Annotated in this window: 17 protein-coding genes; 9 read left to right on the top strand and 8 right to left on the bottom strand. The window is 70.1% G+C overall.

Annotated features, from left to right (window positions below; all coding sequences use genetic code 11):
* The first annotated feature begins 8 nt into the window (after positions 1-8).
* The 9 genes from H6726_30175 to H6726_30135 all read left to right on the top strand — a co-directional run bounded on the left by H6726_30175 (position 9) and on the right by H6726_30135 (position 8738).
* Positions 9-269 (top strand): pH regulation protein F, encoded by a 261-nt coding sequence (locus tag H6726_30175; GenBank protein MCB9661946.1) that lies wholly within the window; start codon positions 9-11, stop codon positions 267-269.
* Entirely contained in the window at positions 269-760 is a 492-nt protein-coding gene (locus tag H6726_30170) for a monovalent cation/H(+) antiporter subunit G (protein MCB9661945.1), read from the top strand. The genes H6726_30175 and H6726_30170 overlap by 1 nt, the downstream gene beginning before the upstream one ends.
* The gene (locus H6726_30165; protein MCB9661944.1) at positions 760-1935 is read left to right on the top strand and encodes a DUF4040 domain-containing protein; all 1176 of its coding nucleotides are present in this window, start codon (positions 760-762) and stop codon (positions 1933-1935) included. Before H6726_30170 ends, H6726_30165 begins: the two co-directional genes overlap by 1 nt.
* The gene (locus H6726_30160; GenBank protein MCB9661943.1) at positions 1932-2369 is read left to right on the top strand and encodes a cation:proton antiporter subunit C; all 438 of its coding nucleotides are present in this window, start codon (positions 1932-1934) and stop codon (positions 2367-2369) included. Before H6726_30165 ends, H6726_30160 begins: the two co-directional genes overlap by 4 nt.
* Complete coding sequence (locus tag H6726_30155; protein MCB9661942.1) at positions 2366-3841, top strand: monovalent cation/H+ antiporter subunit D family protein; 1476 nt, start codon at positions 2366-2368, stop codon at positions 3839-3841. The genes H6726_30160 and H6726_30155 overlap by 4 nt, the downstream gene beginning before the upstream one ends.
* Positions 3838-5397: a monovalent cation/H+ antiporter subunit D family protein gene (locus H6726_30150; protein ID MCB9661941.1), complete on the top strand. Its 1560-nt coding sequence runs from the start codon at positions 3838-3840 to the stop codon at positions 5395-5397. The genes H6726_30155 and H6726_30150 overlap by 4 nt, the downstream gene beginning before the upstream one ends.
* The gene (locus tag H6726_30145) at positions 5394-5780 is read left to right on the top strand and encodes a hypothetical protein (GenBank protein MCB9661940.1); all 387 of its coding nucleotides are present in this window, start codon (positions 5394-5396) and stop codon (positions 5778-5780) included. Before H6726_30150 ends, H6726_30145 begins: the two co-directional genes overlap by 4 nt.
* Positions 5777-7909: a Na(+)/H(+) antiporter subunit D gene (locus tag H6726_30140; GenBank protein MCB9661939.1), complete on the top strand. Its 2133-nt coding sequence runs from the start codon at positions 5777-5779 to the stop codon at positions 7907-7909. Before H6726_30145 ends, H6726_30140 begins: the two co-directional genes overlap by 4 nt.
* A 91-nt stretch (positions 7910-8000) precedes the next feature.
* The gene (locus tag H6726_30135) at positions 8001-8738 is read left to right on the top strand and encodes a hypothetical protein (protein MCB9661938.1); all 738 of its coding nucleotides are present in this window, start codon (positions 8001-8003) and stop codon (positions 8736-8738) included.
* Here the strand turns inward: H6726_30135 and H6726_30130 are convergent, their stop codons facing one another.
* The 8 genes from H6726_30130 to H6726_30095 all read right to left on the bottom strand — a co-directional run bounded on the left by H6726_30130 (position 8739) and on the right by H6726_30095 (position 16134).
* The gene (locus H6726_30130) at positions 8739-9899 is read right to left on the bottom strand and encodes a hypothetical protein (protein ID MCB9661937.1); all 1161 of its coding nucleotides are present in this window, start codon (positions 9897-9899) and stop codon (positions 8739-8741) included.
* Positions 9899-11089, bottom strand: coding sequence for a hypothetical protein (locus H6726_30125; GenBank protein MCB9661936.1), 1191 nt, complete (start codon positions 11087-11089; stop codon positions 9899-9901). The genes H6726_30130 and H6726_30125 overlap by 1 nt, the downstream gene beginning before the upstream one ends.
* 68 nt (positions 11090-11157) lie before the next feature.
* Positions 11158-11508 (bottom strand): DMT family protein, encoded by a 351-nt coding sequence (locus H6726_30120; GenBank protein MCB9661935.1) that lies wholly within the window; start codon positions 11506-11508, stop codon positions 11158-11160.
* Positions 11509-11635: 127 nt separating this feature from the next.
* A complete protein-coding gene (locus tag H6726_30115; protein ID MCB9661934.1) occupies positions 11636-12046 on the bottom strand; it encodes a hypothetical protein in 411 nt (136 codons plus the stop codon).
* A 75-nt stretch (positions 12047-12121) separates the two neighbouring features.
* Complete coding sequence (locus H6726_30110; GenBank protein MCB9661933.1) at positions 12122-13153, bottom strand: AraC family transcriptional regulator ligand-binding domain-containing protein; 1032 nt, start codon at positions 13151-13153, stop codon at positions 12122-12124.
* Positions 13154-13177: 24 nt separating this feature from the next.
* A complete protein-coding gene (locus tag H6726_30105; GenBank protein ID MCB9661932.1) occupies positions 13178-13966 on the bottom strand; it encodes a hypothetical protein in 789 nt (262 codons plus the stop codon).
* 199 nt (positions 13967-14165) lie between these two features.
* A complete protein-coding gene (locus tag H6726_30100; protein MCB9661931.1) occupies positions 14166-14792 on the bottom strand; it encodes a hypothetical protein in 627 nt (208 codons plus the stop codon).
* Between the two features lie 109 nt (positions 14793-14901).
* Complete coding sequence (locus tag H6726_30095) at positions 14902-16134, bottom strand: acyl-CoA dehydrogenase family protein (GenBank protein ID MCB9661930.1); 1233 nt, start codon at positions 16132-16134, stop codon at positions 14902-14904.
* Positions 16135-16186 lie beyond the last annotated feature (52 nt).

The raw sequence follows: 16186 nt of genomic DNA, 5'->3' as shown, positions 1-16186 counted from the left end.
CCGCTCTCATGTCGTTCGCCGCGGTGGCCATCCTGATCACCATGTGCCTCGCGCTCTTTCGCGCGGCGCGTGGGCCCACCACCTACGACCGCATCCTCGCGCTCAACCTGTTCGGCACGTCCACCGTGCTCCTCATCGCCGTGACCGGCTTCCTCTATGGGCGCCCCGAGTGGCTGGACCTGGCCATGGTGTACGCGCTGTGCAACTTCGTCGGGGTGTTGGCCGTGCTGCGCTTCTCCAAGTACGGCTCCTTCATGGAGGACCCGTAGTGGGCGACGTCCTGCAGATCATTGGCGCGTTCTTCGTGGTGGTGGGCGCCGTCTTCTGCGTCATCGGCGGCATCGGCGTCGTGCGGCTGCCGGACTTCTACTCGCGCTGCCATGGTTCCGGGATGACGGACTCGGCCGGTGCAGGAGCGCTGCTGTTGGGCCTGATGTGCTTCGCCGAGCCGCTGGTCGCGTTCAAGCTGCTCATCCTGGTGGCGTTTCTTTGGGTCTCGAGCGCGGTCTCCACGCACTCGCTGGCCAAGGCAGCCTACTCGAAGGGTGTGCGCATCGAGAACGTCCCCCAGAAGGACTGGACCATCGCGCCGCCGCCACCGCCAGAGCCGACGTTGGCCACGGCGGACTCGGGCCTCATCGTTCCCGCGGCCGCGACGGAGCTCTCGCCGCCGGCGCCCGGAACCGAGGACGGATCAGGCTCGGCCGGGGCCGACGAGACCGCTCACGCGACGCCCGACACGGACGAGGAGCCGGCCTGATGGAGACCGCCATCACCGCGGTGCTCTTCGTGCTGCTGCTGGTCACGGCCGTCGTGCTCGGTCGCCAGCGCAACCTGTTCGCCGCCACCATGCTCACGGGCATCTTCAGCCTCGTCAGCGCGGGCCTCTTCACCGTCATGGAGGCAGTCGACGTGGCTTTCACCGAGGCCGCGGTCGGCGCGGGCATCTCCACGGTGCTCATGCTGGCGACCCTCTCGCTCACCGAAGACGTGGAGGCCCGCGAGAAGAAGATCGCGTGGCCGGCGCTGCTGGTGGTGGTCCTCACTGGAGGCGCGCTGGTCTACGGCACGTTCGACATGCCCGCCTTCGGCGACCCGAACGCCGTCGTCCACGGCGGCATCGCGCGCTACTACATCGACCACTCGTGGCAGGAGATCGGCCTGCCCAACATGGTCACCTCCATCCTCGCCAGCTACCGCGGCTCTGACACCTTCGGTGAGCTCGGGGTCGTGTTCGTGGCGGGCACCAGCGTGCTCCTCCTCGTGGGCAGCCGGCGCAGTGGCACCGACGACTCCCCCGAGCGCCCCTCCGTGTGGCTCGGCAAGCGCCACGCGCACGTCCGTGAGATGCCCGTGGTGCGCACGGTCGCGAAGGTCATGCTGCCCTACATCGTGCTCTTCGCGTTCTACGTGCAGGCGCACGGCGACTTCGGTCCCGGTGGCGGCTTTCAGGCGGGAGTCATCTTGGCCACGGCCTTCATCCTCTTCGGGCTCGTGTTCGGGCCCCAGGAGCTGGTGCGCCACGTCCAGCCGCAGCGCCTCGAGCGCATCATGGCCGTGGGCCTGCTCATCTATGGCGGCGTGGGTGTCGCGGCCATGCTGCTGGGTGGGCAGTTCCTGGCCTACGGGGTGTTCACACCAGGGCACCCGTCGCACGGGCACCACTACGGCATCTTCCTCGTGGAGCTCGGGGTGGGCATCACGGTCAGCGCCGTGATGATCATCATCTACGCCACCTTCGCCACGCGGCGTCCTTCGCTCCTGCCGCAAGTGGTCCTCACGGCCGAGGACCGCTGCGAGACCGACGTCGCGCCCGACGACGTGCCGCTCGTGCCCGAGGAGCGCCCCATCAGCGTGGACGGTCTGCCCATCGCGGCCGACGTGACGCAGCTCTCACCCGTCGCACCCGTGGCGCCCGACGAGGTTCCGTCATGAGCGTGCCGGGTCAGTGGAACTACTGGGCCGTCATCGTGCTGATGATGGTCGGCCTGTACATCGTCATCGCCAAGCCCAACTACGTGAAGAAGCTCATGGGGCTGAGCCTGTTTCAGGTGTCGGTCATCATGCTCTACGTGTCCATGGGCCGCGTGCTGAACGGCACGGCGCCCATCTACGTGCTCGAGGACGGCACGCCGCAGGCGCTGGTCACCTACAGCAACCCCGTGCCGCACGTGCTCATGCTGACCGCCATCGTCGTCGGCATCGCCACCACCGCCGTCGGGCTCGCGCTCGTCGTACGCATCCGCGAGGCCTATGGCTCGAGCGAGGAGGACGTCGTGGCCGAGCTTGACCGGCGCGAGGTCGAGGAGCAGCGCGCGCAGTTCGAAGCGATGACGGCGACGCCGCCCGAAGGAGACGAGCCCGCGTGAGCGAGCACCTGCCCATCCTGATGGTCCTGGTGCCGCTCTTGTCGGCGCCGCTCGTGGTGCTCATCAAGCATCGCAAGGCCAGTCGTGTCATCGCCACCGCCGCGTGCGCCCTCAGCGCGGCCGCCGCCTGGGCCCTCGCGCTGCAGATGGACGGCGCCGTGAGCTACCCCCTCGGCGGGTGGCAGCCCGCCATCGGCATCGAGCTGCGCGTGGACTTCGCGGGGGCGTACGTGGCAGCCATCGTCAGCACCATCGCCACCTTCGCCATCAGCCTCGGCACGCGCGGCGCGCGCGAAGACGTCGAGGGGCGCGAGATGTTCTTCTACGCCGCGTTCCTCATGTGCGTGGCGGGGCTCATGGGTATGGTGGTCACGGGGGACGCGTTCAACGTGTTCGTGTTCCTCGAGATCTCGTCGCTCTCCACGTACACGCTCGTCGCCATGGGCAAGCAGCGGCGCGCGCTCACGGCGGCGTTGAACTACCTGTTCCTGGGGACGCTGGGCGGCACCTTCGTGCTCATCGGCATCGGCCTGATGTACCAGATGACGGGCTCGCTCAACGCCGCTACGGTCTCCGCGCGCATCCGTGAGGTGGAGCAGCTGCGCACGGTGCACGTAGCGTTCGCGTTCCTCGCGGTGGGCCTCGGCATCAAGCTGGCCGTGTTCCCGCTCCACCAGTGGCTCCCGGGCGCCTACTCGCAGGCGCCACACGCGGTGTCGTCGTTCCTCGCGGGCACGGCCACCAAGGTGATGTACTTCCAGCTCATCCGCGTCGTCGTGTCGTTCTTCGGCGTGGCCTACGTGTTCCACACGCTGCAGCTGGGCGCGGTGCTCCTGCCGCTGTCGCTGGTGGCCATGTTCGCGGGCTCGCTCTCGGCCTGCTACCAGCCCAGCCTGCGGCGGCTGCTGGCCTACTCGTCCATCGGCCAGGTGGGCTACCTGACCCTCGCGCTGTCGCTCGGCACGCAGGCCGGGCTCGAGGCGGGCCTGCTGCATCTCGGCGCGCACGCGGTCACCAAGACCGCGCTCTTCATCGTGGCCGCTGCGTTCATCGCGCAGGTCGGAGACGACCGCATCGATGGCCTCGCCGGGTTGGGCAAGCGCTTCCCGCTGCTCTCGCTCGGGTTCGTCGTGGGTGGGCTCTCGCTCATCGGCGTGCCCGGGACCGTCGGCTTCGTGAGCAAGTGGGCCTTGCTGGAGGCGGCGCTCGCGGACGGCAAGCCGTGGCTGGCCTTCGCGGTGCTGGCCAGCTCCATGCTGGCGGTGGTGTACGTCTTCCGTGTGGTCGAGGTGCTCTACTTCCGCGCGCCCTCGCCCAACGCCGCGCCGCTGGTGCGTGAGCGTCCGGACTGGGGCTCGTGGGTCCCGGCCGCGCTCTTGCTGGTCGTCACCGTCGGGCTCGGCGTGTTCTCGGAGCTGCCGTCGGCCTACGTGGCCACGGCCGCGCAGTCGCTCTTCGGAGGCGCGCGATGAGCCACGCAACGGGTGTCGCCCTCGCCCTGGCGCTGCCGCTCGTTGGCGCCGTGTTGGTGGCCGCGCTCGGCAAGCGCGAGAACGCGCGCGAGGCGGCCACGGGCGTCGTCGGGCTCGCCACCTTCGCGGCCGTCGCCGCGCTCTACCCAGACGTGCGCGCGGGCCGCCTGCCGGAGCTCGAGCTGGTGCACGCCATGCTCCCGGGTGTGCCGCTGATGTTCCGCGTCGAGCCGCTGGGCATGCTCTACGCCCTCGTGGCGGCGGGCCTGTGGCCCATCACCAGCGCCTACGCGGCGGGCTATCTTCGTGACCACCACGAGCAGCACCAGACCCGCTTCTTCGTCTGCTTCGCGCTCTCCATCTTCGCGGCGCTCGGCATCGCGTTCGCCGGGAACCTCGGGACGCTCTTCGTGTTCTACGAGGTGCTGACGCTGGCCACGTTCCCGCTGGTCACGCACGCGCAGACGCCCGAGGCCCAGCGCGCGGGGCGCATCTACCTCGGCATCTTGATGGGCACCTCGGTGTGTTTCCTGCTGCTGGCCATCACATTCACGTACTACGCCACGGGCACGCTCGACTTCGTGCCCGGGGGCATCCTGCGCGGGCGCGTGGCCACGTCGTCGCTGCCGCTGCTGCTCGCCCTGTACGTGTACGGCTGCGGCAAGGCCGCGCTCATGCCACTGCACCGCTGGCTGCCGAACGCCATGGTCGCTCCCACGCCGGTCAGCGCGCTCTTGCACGCCGTGGCCGTCGTGAAGGCGGGCGTGTTCGCCATCCTCAAGATCGTGGTCTACGTGTTCGGCCTGGACCTGCTGCGCGACACGGGCGCCTCGGACTGGCTGATGGGCATGGCGTCCATCACCATCCTGCTGGCGTCACTGATCGCGTTCACGAAGGACAACCTCAAGGCGCGCCTGGCGTACTCCACTATCAGCCAGTTGGCCTACATCGTGCTGGGAGCCGCCATGGTCACGCCCGACGCGGTGGTGGGCGGTGGGCTCCACATCGCCGCGCACGCTATGGGCAAGATCACGCTCTTCTTCTGTGCGGGCGCCATCATCGTCACGGCCCACAAGACCGAGGTGAGCGAGCTGGACGGCCTCGGCCGCAAGATGCCCATCACCATGGCGGCGTTCTTCGTCGGGGCGCTGTCCATCATCGGCCTGCCGCCGACCGGCGGCTCGTGGAGCAAGTGGCTGCTGGCGCTCGGGGCGGTGGAGCAGTCTCCCGTGCTGGTGGGCGTGCTCATGCTCAGCTCGCTGCTCGGCATCGGGTACCTGCTGCCCATCCCGCTGCGCGCCTTCTTCTTCGACGCGCCTGAGGGGCATGGGGACGACCACGCTCATGACGCTGCGGGTGCCACGCAACCGCACGGTGAGGTCGACCCGGGCGGGGACGACGACGGTCACGGTCACGGTCACGCGCATGCTCACGAGCACGGCGAGGCGCGGCCGCTCATGCTGGTGCCCATCTGCCTCACGGCGGTGGGCTGCCTCCTGCTCTTCTTCTATTCGCAGCACATCGTGGCGCTGCTGCGACCGGTGGTGGCCCCATGAGCGCGCGCGAACCCTCGCCTCCTAGCGTCATCGAGCGTAACGCCGTGAACATCCAGCGCGCGGTGGTCGCCGTGTGCGTCCTGCTGGTGCTGGGTGACGTGGCCTTCGCGTTCCTCGGTCACCGGCACACGCACTTCGGGTTCGAGGGGTACATCGGCGTGTACGGGGCCATCGGCTTCGTGTCGTACGTGGGCCTGGTGCTCTCCGCCAAAGTGCTCCGCATGCTGGTGATGCGGCCGGAGGACTTCTACGAGCGCCCCGTGGTGGCCGCCCTGGGGTCTGCGGTGCCCGTGCCAGCTCCTTCGGTGCCAGGGGCCGAGCCTGCCTTGCCTGACCCGGAGCCCCCGGAGCCGGTCGCGGACAGCGAGGAGGACCCGTCGTGAACGTTCTCACTCAGCTGTTCCCTGGCGCGATCATGATCCTGGGCGCGTGCTTCGTGCCGCTCTTCCGCGGCCGTGCCCGCAGCGCCTACGTGCTGGCCTTGCCGCTGCTGAGCGCGGCGCACCTCGCGCTGTTCTCGCTGGGCCACCAGAGCACGGCCACGCTCTTCGGCTACACGCTCGAGCTGGTGCGGGTGGACGCGCTGAGCCGCGTGTTCGGCGTCATCTTCCACATCGCGGCGTTCCTGTGCTGCCTGTACGCGTTCCACGTGAAGCGCTCGCTCGAGCACGTCGCCACGCTCGTGTATGCGGGCGCGGCCATCGGCGCCACGTTCGCGGGCGACCTCATCACGCTCTTCTTGTTCTGGGAGCTCACGGCGCTCAGCTCGGTGTTCCTCATCCTCGCGCGAGGCATCGACGAGCCAGAGCGGCGCGAGCGCGTGTTCCGCGTGAGCATGCGCTACCTGGTCATCCAGGTCGGCTCGGGCGTGCTCCTGCTGGCAGGGACGCTCATCTACTACCACGGCACGCGATCGCTCCACTTCGGGCGCATGGACCTGGACCAGGCGCCCGGGGCGTACTTCATCCTGCTCGCCTTCGGCATCAAGGCCGCCTTCCCGCTGCTGCACAACTGGGTGCAGGATGCGTACCCCGAGGCCAGCGTCAGCGGCACGGTGGTGCTCGCCTCGTTCACCACCAAGCTGGCCATCTACGCGCTGGCGCGCGGCTTCGCGGGCACCGACCTGCTCATCCCCGTCGGCGCCTGCATGACGGCCTTCCCCATCTTCTTCGCGGTCATCGAGAACGATCTGCGTCGCGTGCTGGCCTACTCGCTGAACAACCAGCTGGGCTACATGGTCGTCGGCATCGGGGTCGGCACCGAGCTGGCCATCAACGGCGCCGCTGCGCATGCGTTCGCGCACATCCTCTACAAGGGCCTGCTGCTGATGAGCATGGGCGCCGTGCTCTACCGCACCGGCACCATCAAGGCCTCCGAGCTGGGCGGGCTGCACAAGTCCATGCCACTCACCACGGCGTTCTGCATCATCGGCGCCCTCTCCATCTCGGCCTTCCCGGGCCTGAGCGGGTTCGTCACCAAGTCGATGATCGTCAGCGCCGTGGGCGAGGCGCACCTGCTGGTCATCTTCGGCGTGCTGCTCTTCGCGTCCGCCGGCGTGTGCGATCACTCGGGCATCAAGATCCCCTTCTTCACGTTCTTCGCGCACGACCAGGGCTGGAAGGTGCCCGAGGCCCCCAAGCACATGCTGCTCGCCATGGGCCTGGCCGCCGCGCTGTGCGTCGGCATCGGCGTCTTCCCCAGCGCGCTCTACGCGCTCCTGCCGTTCCCGCAGGCGGCCGCGCAGTACCACGCGTACGAGACCACGCACGTGCTGACCATGCTGCAGCTGCTGTTCTTCGCGGGGCTGGCGTTCATCACGCTGCTCAAGCTGCGCGTCTACCCGCCCGAGCTGCCCGCCATCAACCTCGACACGGACTACGTGTACCGGGTGGTTCTAAAGCGCTTCGTGGCCGAGACCTACGCGCTCTCCGGCTGGACGCGCGAGCGCGCGTGGGGTTTCGCGCTACGGGCACGCGCGGGGCTGTTGGCGTCGCTGCGGCGCAACCACGAGCCGCCGCGCGGGCGACTGGGGGAGCCCTGGACGGCCGGCACCACCACGCTGTTCGCGGCGCTCATGCTCCTCGCTCTCTTGCTGCTCACGTCGAGCGCGGGCTGCAGTGGCGGCGACGACGCCGAGGCCAACGACGCACGCCTGTTGCTCGACCGCGTGGCCGCGGTGGAGGGCGTGCCCGAGCAGGCCTTCGAGGCGCGCATGGAGCGCGTGGAGGTCCTCCGGCGCCTGCCCCTGCGCGGCGAAGCACTGATCGCGGTGCGCGACGCCTGCGCCGAGCTGCACGCGGCGCTGCTCGAAGCGGACGTGCAGCAGGCGCTCATCCGCAGCCTCGGTCCTCCGGACGAGACGACGCCACCCGAGCAGCTGGCGCGGCTCGAGCGCGCCTTCCACGACGCCGAGGCCGCCACCGCGCGGGTCGCCGCGCAGCGCGACGGCTGCGTGGACGGAACGGCCGAACTGCGGGCGCGCTACACGCCGAGCCGCCGCGGCGCCGAGTAGCGCTGCGTGGACTGTTGGGCCCGCTCGTAGGGCTGCGTGCGCCGGGGAGCACGTCCTGCGTGGCGACACGTGCCCATGCTAGCCTCGGCGGGTGTCCCGCTACCGCGACGATCGCGAGACGGTGGAAGCGCGCTTGGCGCAAGTCGAGCAACGGCTCGCGACGGCACAGTCGACGGTCGCGCGTCTGCGCGGGGACGTCGGGCCTGCGCCTACAGACGAGCCTGGCGCGGCGCCCATCAGCCTGATTACCGGCGCGCCCACGCACACGCGCCTCCGGCGTGTGCTCCCGTTCAACGTCTCGGGCGCTGGCATCGAGGCGCTGCGGCGACTCTACGCGCAGCACCTCCCGCACGAGCACGGCGTGACCGAGACGTGGCGTGATGGTCTGCTGGCGATCGACGGCGTCGATGGGCAGCTGACGCTGCGCGCTCGTGGTCCCCTCGCCTCGGAGCTGTGCGTGGCGACCACCCACCGCGGCATCGCGTTGCTCCACGTCGCGCTCTCGCTGGTTCCGCTGGGGGTCACGCTGCCGTTGCTCCGAGAGCTCGGTGCGTCGCCACTCACGTGGGCGGTGGCTGCGCCGCTCAGTGTCTTCGTCGCGCTGTTGGGGCTTCGGCCTTTCAGCAAGCGCCTGGTGCTCTCGCACCGTAGGAAGCTCACGGGGCTGTTCGAGGCGGCCGCCGACGTCGCTGCGCTCCACGCGACCGGGGGCGTCCAGGTGGCCGCGCACCTCGCGCAGCCGGAGATCGAGCACCCGCACGAGGGTCATCAGGAGCACCATCTCGCGGAGGAGGTGCGCGCCGCAGGCGACGAGAGGACGCTCGGCTGACTACCAGGTGACCGTGTCGGGCACGCTCATGATGTCGTCCAGCGCGACCACACGGACATCGTCTTCGGACAGCCCCCGCGCGCGTGCCACGCTCGGCCGCAGCGCCTGCCACTCCACCACCACGCGCACGCGCTCGACGTCGCGCGGCAAGGTCAGCACGAACTCCCGTGGTGTTCCATCGGCGGGGAGGCGGGTGTCGCCCACTTCGCGTAGGCCGAGCGGCGTCTCTTCGAACTGTCGCTCCAGCTGCGTGAGGTCGCTCCGAACCGTACCGTCCGTACCTGTCGTGCGGTCTGCGTCGGCGACCTCCACGACGAGCGCGCGGTAGACGTCACCCGTCGGGACGGAGTGCCCCGCGCGCGAGCGCATGCGCAGCGTCACCCGCACCTCGTCGCCGTCGCGCGTGGTGACGGCCTGCAGCTCGAACGAGGCGCGCAGGGTGCGAACGTCCCGCCCCCCGAGCCACGCGTGCGACGTGTAGCCCGCGAGGGTCCCGTCGGCGCGTGTCGCGGGGGGCGCGTGACAGTCCACACAGCCTGAGCCGGTCGCGTACGCGCTGCTCTGGGCGTGCTCCAACACCGTTCGCTGCAAGAGCTGCCCTGGCGCGTACTCCCCCGGGGTCTCCAGCCACTCACTCGGGAACTCGTGGCACGTCGCGCACCCCGCTCGTGGCGTGGCCTCCGCGGCGACGATGCACGACGTCGGGTCCATCTCGTCTCGCCGAGCCGCAACGGCATGGCACACCGTGCAGCCGATGCCGCGCTCGGTCCCGACGGACGGCGCCTCGGGCACGGCAAGGGGCGCGTGGCAACGAGCACACGCGGGAGACGAGGTGCGCGCGTACTCGGCGCGAAAGACAGGGTGGGTGAACGCGCGGCCGTGGGCGCTCCGTACGTGCTCACGCGCGTGCTGCGGGTGACAGCCATCACACCGGGTCTCGTGCGTGAGCCACGCCCCCGCGACCTCCTGGGACGGGGCGCCGAGCGCACCGAGGGGGCCGTCGTCGCCGGCCGCGACGCGGGGAGTCTCGCTGGGGACCCCATGACCACAGCCGGCAGGTGCGAAGGCGACGACCGTGATGACGACGAGGAGGGACACCTCGACGCTGACGACGGCGCGGACGCCGCCAAGGGGCCACACGGCACGGCATGGCGCGCCCATCAGTATCCGCGGAACACGGGCTCCGCGCTGAACCCCGCGGCGTCCGGTCCGACGACGAAGCGCGTCAGACCCGGGGGCTTGGCGGCGCGGTGACTCTCGTGTCCGAGGACCACGCCATCGAACTGCACCACCGTTGCCCCGCTGGGGACCGTTCCCACCACGGCGCCCCCCGGCGTCGCGCGCAGCGTGGCTTCACCCGTGGTCATCGACCGTGAGAGGTGCACCGGGAGGAACGGGCAGGGCCCGTCGGTGCGCGGCCCGAACGCGCTCACGTAGCGCGCTTGCTCGGCCGGAGAGAGCGGCGAGTTCACGCGCGCAGCGAAGCGGAAGCGGCCGTCGGGCAGGGGGTCCAGCTTGATGTAGACGCGCACCAGGTCGACGTTCGCTGCCGCTCGGCCGAGCGCCTCCGCGGTCATCGGGCCTCCGAAGTAGGCGCAAGTGAGCGGCGTGGTGGCGGGCTGCGGGGTGGCGGCTTCCGTGGCGGGAGTCGGCACGGCGGGCGCTGGGCCGCTCGCAAACGCCAAGGGGCCATCGGCGCGGATGTAGGGGGCCAGCTCCGCGTAGGGCACCTCGACGTTGCGCGCGCGGCCACGGTCGGGCGCCCAGCGCGCCACCACGCCGCGCGGACCGAAGGCCACCGCCACGCCAAAGCAGAACGGGTCTCCGGCGCGCCGGACGCGCCCCATGGCCTTGGCGCACACCGCGTCGTGAATGCGCGCACCATCGACGAACACCTCGGCCATCGACACGCGTCGCGCGGACCCGGCGCGGAGCCTGAACGTGAACGCGGCCGCCTCGGCGTGCGGCGGCGAACCACGCTCACCCGCCGTCGTGTACTCGCAGAGGACGGACACCAGCGCCTCGGTCGCGAGCGTGGCGCGGCAACGACCCCGGGAGTATCCGAAGCTACCCATGCCGGTGCGGAACACCTCGGCTTGGATGCGCGCGGTGAGGTCCGCCGTGGCGGCGGCGTCGCCGCGGTCCACTACCGGGTAGCGGATGTTCAACGTCTCGCGACCGTCCCGGAGGTCCCGCACCTCGCGCGCCCGCAGGGTGCCGCCGAGCGCCGTCACTGGGGGGTCGGGCTGGACCATCGGGGACGGGACGGCTGGCCCGGACTGAGCCTGCGCGACGAGAGGGAGGAGGGTGACCGCGAGCGCGGCGAGTGACCCGATACGGTAGGAGAGCATCACGCGCAGTCTACGAGGGCGCTCCGCTCAGGGGTACTCCGCCTGGACCCGCCATCCTCACGTGGATCTCACATGAGCTTGCTGCGAAAGATGAAGAACACCGCGCCGAGGATGCAGAGCCCAGCCCACAGGTAGTCCAGCGTGAGCTTCTCCTTCAGATACAGGATGGAGAACGGCGCGAACACGAGGAGCGTGATCACCTCCTGCAGGATCTTCAGCTGCCCCACGCTCATCACGCTGTGCCCCACGCGGTTCGCTGGCACCTGGAGCAGATACTCGAACAGGGCGATGCCCCACGACGCGAGCGCGGCGAGCACCCACGGCTGCTGCGCCATGTTCTTGAGATGCGCGTACCACGCAAAGGTCATGAAGACGTTGCTGCACACGAGCAGGACACCAGTGGTCCAGTAGGGATTCATGCGCCAGTTGTACGCTCGAGCCCACCGCGCCGCCCGCCGACACGAGCGATGGCCACACGCTACCCGCACCCAGCGGCGTCGCTACCAGAGCGTCTTCCCTGCGAGACCTGACGCCGGCGCACGGGGCTCAGGCGCTCCTGGCCAAGCGCTGTTGCTCGATGGTGTCGAGCCAGGCCGAGGCCTCGGCCCGCGTCGCGAACGGCTTGAGCGTCATGGGTGGCTTCCAGATCCAGAGCACCGCGGTTAGCACGCCACGCTGCACGGTGCTGCTCAGTACCAGCGCCTGCGCCTCGCAAGCCGCGGCCAGCAGGCTCGTGTTGGCGTCGTTGAACTCCGCCATCTTGCGCCGCTGCTTGGCGCTGACGCCGTTCGACGTGGAGCCGTCGATCATCATCACGGCGCGCTCCCCGCGGTTCCGCACGTCCCGCAGGAAATCCATCCCACGTGTCTGCGCCGTCTCGACATCGGCGTCGCTGATGTCGCCGGCGTAGACGACGAGCGCGCGCGTGGGACTCAGGATTTCGAACTCAGTGGGCATGGGGCAGCATGTCCCCATCGTATGGGGGGGCATGTGTCCCTGGCAAGGGCCGCACGACATGTCCCGCCCTCGGTGTCAGGTGTCTGGTGGCCCGTGCTCGTCGTCGCGCTGGTGCTCGGTCGGCGACCGCCCTGTCCAGCGCCGGAACGCCCGGGCGAACGCGCTGCCCGTGGCGAAGCCCAGCTCGGCCGCCACGGCTTCCACGTTGTGGGGACGCGCAGCCATCAGGCGCAGCGCCTGCTCGTGCCGCGCCTCGTCCACGAGCTCGCGCATGCTGGTGCCCTCCTCGGACAGCCGCCGGCGCAGGCTGCGCTCGCTCATGCGCAGTGCCTCGGCGACGCGCTGTCCCACGGCGCCCCCTTCGCTCAAGTGGCCTGACAGCCAGTGTCGCACCCGGCTCTTGAGCGCGATGTCCGCGTTCGCGCGCACCAACGACAGCGCCTGCGCCGCCAGCAAGCGCCCGAGCTCCGGGTCGGCGCCAGGGATGGGGATCTGCACGTTCGCGACGTCGAAGGTGAAGCCCACGTGCGCCTGACCGAAGCGCACCTGCGTGTCGAACACGGTGTCCAGCGCGCGCCCGTGCAGCGCCTGCTCGTGGGTGAACGTGACGGCACGGGCCGGCGGAGAGCTGGGCACGATCGACCGCACGAAGCCCCACAGGGTGGCGAGGAAATACTCGGCGAAGAGCGGCGGGCCCAGCGTCTCGCCGTCCAACAGAAAGTGCGCCGACGCGCCCGCGTGCGTCATCTCGACGCGCGTCTCGAAGCCGTCCACCACGGACCCGACGAAGGGTGCCGCGAACTCCATGCCGCGCAGCACGTCCAGCTGGGAGCTGACGAGGTAGAACTCGAGCGGGAACGCGCTGCGGTCGATGTTCAGCGCGGCGTCGAGCGCGAAGCCCGGATCACCGCACGCGTCGGCGCCGCGGCGGCACAGCTCGGTCCACAGGTCGAGTGGCACTCGGCCCACCAAGAGGCCCAGCCGCGCGCGCTCGAGCCCGACCCTGGCGAGCACCTCGTCGGTCCGTGCGCCCCGCCGGTCCAGCTCCACCACCAGCGGCAACGCGAGGCGTGCCGAGAGCGTGGGGATGCGTGGCGAGCGGCTCATCTCGGGAGCGTACCGCGTGCGCCGTCACTCGGCGGCGGCGGACACCTCGGTGCTCCCGGACGCCTCCGCGCGCGACGCGAGGGCCAGCTGAGCGCCCTCGTCCATGTACAGCTCGCGTAGCTCGAGGATGGAGCCCGGGATGAACCAGAAGGGCGCCAGCGCCCACGGCAGGTTCAGTCCGAACCACTTGGCCCAGATGCCGAACGACCCCTGCGCGACGTTGACGAGGCCCACGTGGATCTCCGCGTAGAAGAAGATGATGGTGCCCCAGGTGAGCCCGACACCCAGGCCGAGCGCGAGCCAGTTCGCAGCGACGCGCTTGCCCGTCTTGAACCAGTAGGCGGCCAGCAGCTCGAACGGGCCGGCCAACCCTGCGGCGAACTCCACCCCCGCGATGGTCGGGTTCGAGCTGATGTAGCGCGTGTCTGCGCCGCCGTAGGTCCACCACATCCACGCCCAGTGATCGTCGGGCCCGACGCCGTGGATCAGCCCGCTCATGTCGAGGAAGAACCACGGCAGCTCCCAGAACGTCTGCGCGATGCCGGACAGCACCAACCAGCAGAAGGAGAATTCGGCCAGGCGCTGGACGCGCGTGCGTGTCTCGCCGGGGTTGTCGAGCATGGCCGCCCACGGCGTGAACAGGGCGGGCAGCATCAACAGCGTCATGTATTGGTCGGTGGGCGTGGGGGGCAGCAGGCCCAGGTTCACCCCGACGATGCAGATCACGACCCCCAACACACCGAACGTGAGCCCGGCGGCGTAGATGGCGCGGCGGCGGCCGGTAGACGGGAGGGGAGGTTGGTAGCGGACCATGGGCGGACTCCTTCCCCACCACGATAGGTGAGGGCGCCCACCGGAGTCCGTCCCCGACCGGCCACAAGCTCGGCCAGAAGCGGACGCCCGCGCGCAACCCGAGCTGCTTCGGGCCGGGCCGCCGATGTGCAGGTGCTGAGACGGTCCCCGGGGCCATGTGGCGACGCTGGCGCATCGCGCACCCAGGAGCGGACGGGGTCTAGCAGCCGGGGTCCTCCGGGGGTCCCGCGACCGAGGCCCCGCTCCACGCCGCGCGCGCTGCAGCGATGCCCACGCAGGCGATCCCCACGAGCTCGATCACGAAGCTCGCGGGGGACGCGCCGACCCGCGCGGCGCCGAGCAGGTCGACGTGGTGGAAGTAGGCTGCTCTGACGAGCGCATACGCCCCGACCAGCCCCACGCCCAGCGCCATGAGCCAGAGGCTGCGCCAGGCCCGCCGCAGGAGGAGCGCGCCCATGACGCAGCCAGCCGCCGTGATGCCCAGCAAGGCCAAGACGAACACGCGCTGCACGAACCGGCGTTGTTCGTACCAACCTTGCTCGAGCGCCAGCTGGCGCCCGATGGTCTCGATCGACGCGTGGAGATCCAGCTCCTTGTTCACCCCCAACAGCAGCATGAGCGTGGCCGTCGCGAGGTAGACCCAAGCCGGGGCTCCCGGGGTCTGCGCGCCGCGTCGTCGCCGAAATGCCAAGAGGAGCACGACAACGGCGGCCAAGTACGCGACGGTCGTGCCCCAGCCGAGCAACGTGGGGTCACCCGCTGTCAGCAGCCACGTGACCATGTGGGTCAGCCCAAAGGGCGGCGTCTGGCAGAACGATGGCAGCACGGGACTACCGCCCAGTTACCACAACGTCCGTCCCAGGCGAACGGGCGGGAAGCGCGAGGTTCTGCGCGTTGTCCCGCAGTCTCGGACGCCCAGCGGTCCCGCGTACGAGCTACCTGCGCGCTTTGGCTTTGGCGAGCTCGAGGCGCGCGACGAGCCCGAGGTGCACCTCGTCCGGCCCATCCGCGAGGCGCAGCGTGCGGGCCGCCGCGTACAGCGCAGCGAGCGGGGTGTCCTGGGAGACGCCGGCGCCGCCGTGCATCTGGATCGCCTGGTCACACAGGTCTTGCAGCACATTCGGCGCGACGACCTTGATGGCCGCGATCTCGGCCATCGCGGCGAGCGCCCCGACCGTGTCGATCTTGTGGGCTGCCAGCAGCGTGAGCAGGCGCGCCTGGTCGATGCGGATGCGCGCGTGCGCGATGCGCTCACGGTTGCCGCCCAGATGGATGATGGGCTTGCCGAACGCGACGCGCGAGAGGCCACGGTCGATCATCAGCTCGAGCGCCCGCTCGGCGCCGCCGATGGCGCGCATGCAGTGGTGGATGCGCCCAGGGCCCAGCCGCGCCTGCGCGATCTCGAAGCCGCGACCGGGCCCAGCGATGAACGCCGAGAGGGGCAGGCGGACGTCGTTGAAGTGCACCTCGCCGTGGCCACTGGGCGCGTCGTGGTCGCCGAACACGGTGAGCATGCGCTGGACCTCGACGCCCGGCGTGTCCATCGGGACGAGCACCATCGAGTGCTGTTGATGACGCGAGCCCGCCTCGTTCGGCGTGCGCCCCATGAAGATGCCGACCCCGAGGCGCGGATGACCGAGCCCCGTGGTCCACCACTTCTTGCCGTTGAGCACGACCTCGTCCCCCTCGATGATGGCCGTGGCCGCCATGTTGGTGGCGTCGGAGGAGGCGACGTCCGGCTCCGTCATGGCGAAGCAGCTGCGGATCTCCCCAGCGAGCAGCGGCTTCAGCCAGCGCTCCTTCTGGGCCTCGGTCCCGAACAGGTGCAGCACCTCCATGTTCCCCGTGTCGGGGGCGTTGCAGTTGAAGATCTCCGACGCGATGAAGCTGCGGCCCATCTCTTCCGCGATGGGCGCGTACTCGAGCGTCGTCAGTCCCGCGCCATGCGCCGGGTCCGGCAAGAAGAGGTTCCAGAGCCCCTCCGCCCGTGCCTTCGACTTCAGCTCCTCGATGCGCGGGTCCACCGTCCACGTGGTGTGGTCGCCCCCCGCGTTCCGCGTCCTACCGTCGCGCAGGATCGACTCCTCCACCGGCGTGATGTGGTCCTTGATGAACTTCCGGACGGCTCGCTGGAGCGTCACGGAGCGCTGGCTTTGCTCGGGGATCATGGACGAGAGGATGACGTCTCTCTCATTCATGAGTCCAATGATGATTGTTCAT

Source organism: Sandaracinaceae bacterium (genome assembly GCA_020633055.1).
Taxonomy (GTDB): domain Bacteria; phylum Myxococcota_A; class Polyangia; order Polyangiales; family Houyiibacteriaceae; genus JADJJE01.
This window is presented reverse-complemented; position numbering and strand designations above follow the sequence as displayed.